Origin of the sequence: Roseateles sp. (assembly GCF_049240545.1) — a bacterium.
Classification (GTDB): Bacteria; Pseudomonadota; Gammaproteobacteria; order Burkholderiales; family Burkholderiaceae_C; genus Paucibacter_A.
The window spans coordinates 1-1,690 of sequence record NZ_JBMLSK010000086.1 but is presented as its reverse complement, the minus strand read 5'-3'; the positions used below and the strand labels follow the sequence as shown (position 1 = coordinate 1,690).

2 protein-coding genes are annotated in these 1,690 nt (G+C 71.4%); both read right to left on the bottom strand.

The annotated features are described in order from the left end of the window. Positions 1–350: 350 nt before the first annotated feature. A complete protein-coding gene (gene istB, locus ACOVRJ_RS05860; RefSeq protein WP_422042959.1) occupies positions 351–1,088 on the bottom strand; it encodes an IS21-like element helper ATPase IstB in 738 nt (245 codons plus the stop codon). A 50-nt stretch (positions 1,089–1,138) separates the two neighbouring features. Continuing rightward, positions 1,139–1,690: Mu transposase domain-containing protein (locus tag ACOVRJ_RS05855; protein ID WP_422042958.1), on the bottom strand; the 552-nt coding region annotated here is incomplete at its 5' end.

The window sequence follows — 1,690 nt, the reverse complement described above, 5'->3', positions numbered from 1 at the left end:
TGCGCATTCCGCTGATCGCGGACACCCATTCCAAGCTGATCGCGGACAGCGTTCCGGGCGATCGCGGACGCCCCGGGAGGGGTGCCTGAGTGACGGGCGGGATGGTAGAGCAACTGTCCGCCATCACGCCGGAACGCTGTCCGCGATCAGCGTGGAACGAGGCCTGCCGGGTTGTCCACGCGGCGCGTGAGCGCCGGGGTGGGCAACCCGGTGCCGAAGGCGGTTTCGTTCCTGTCGCCGGACCACCTTGCAGCCTTGTCCACGGCGGCGGCGTCGCTCGCGACGAACAGCCGCCGCGGTGGTCAAGGCGGGCCGCCGGCGCGTGATCTCTGCGCGCTGCACGGATGCCGTCAGGCCTGCGGCTTGGCGCGGCGCAAGGACTCGCCCTTCAGCGCGATCGTGTGCGAGCCGTGCAGTAGCCGATCCATGATCGCGTCGGCGATCGTCGGCTCGGCCAGCCACTGGTGCCAGGCGCTGCTGGGCAGTTGGCTGGTGATCAGCGTGCTGCGGCTGCCCACCCGGTCGTCCAGCAACTCCAGCAGATCCTGCCGCTCCTGCGCGCCGATCGGGGCAATGGCCAGGTCGTCGAGCACCAGCACGTCCAGCCGCGCCAGTTGCGCCAGGCGCCGGCCGAAGCTGCCGTCGCCATGGGCCACCTGCAGTTCCTGCAGCAGCCGCGTGGCGCGCGTGTACAGCACGCTGAAGCCCAGGCGCACGGCCTGCTGCGCCAGAGCGCATCCGAGCCATGTCTTGCCGCACCCGGTCGCGCCCGTGATCAGCACGTTGCGCCCGTGGCGGATCCAGTCCCCGCCGGCCAGCGCCGTGACGAGGTGCCGATCCAGGCCGCGGCCAGCTCGCCAGTCGACGTCCTCGATGCACGCCGAGCTGACCTTCAGCTTGGCCGCCTTGAGCAGCCGCGCCACGCGCTTGCCGTCGCGCCAGTCGAGCTCGCGCTGCACCAGCAGCGCCAGCCGTTGATCGAAGGGCAGCGCCTCGGCGGCGCGCTGCGTGGCGGTGTCGGTCAGGGCGGCGACCATGCCGTCCAGGCGCAGGCCGCGCAGTTGGTCCAGGGTGAGTTGTTGCAGCATGGGAGTGTTGTCGGTGTTGGGGTTGCCGTTGTCGTTCGGTGCGCCGGTCGTCAGTGGTGCCCGTAGTAGCCGGCGCCGCGCACGTTGTCGTGTTGCGGCATCGCAGCGGCCGTGCCACGCTCCCCACCCAGCAAGCTGCTGCCCTGACGGTCCAGGCCGCTGGCCAGGATCGACTTGACGCTGCGGTAGTGCGGGGCACGGATGGACTGCGCACGCGCGCAGGCCGCTTCCAGCCGGTCTTCTCCGTACTCGCGCGACAGCCGCATCAGCCCCAGGCAGCTTCGGTAGCCCTGCTCCGGGTGCGGCCGGCGCTCCATCTGCCAGCGCACGACGCCGGCGGTGGCCGCACCGATGCGCTCACCCCAGGCAATGAGCTTGGCCGGCGTCCACTGCAGGTGGGCCCGGTGCGACGCCGGCATGTGCTCGGCCACCGTGGTGAAGCCGCCCACCTTGGGGCTGCGCACGTGCGCGGCGATGCGCTGGCGGCGCAGCAGCACCTCCAGCGTCGTGGCCGTCACGCGCAACTCCACCGCCGCGCCCACGTGCTGGTGCGGCACCGAGTAGTAGTGGCCCTCGAAGGCGACGTGGTAGTCGATGTTCAC

Coding starts and splice junctions, on each gene's coding strand:
- istB (WP_422042959.1), bottom strand. CDS start 1,088: ATGCTGCAACAACTCACCCTGGACCAACTGCGCGGCCTGCGCCTGGAC.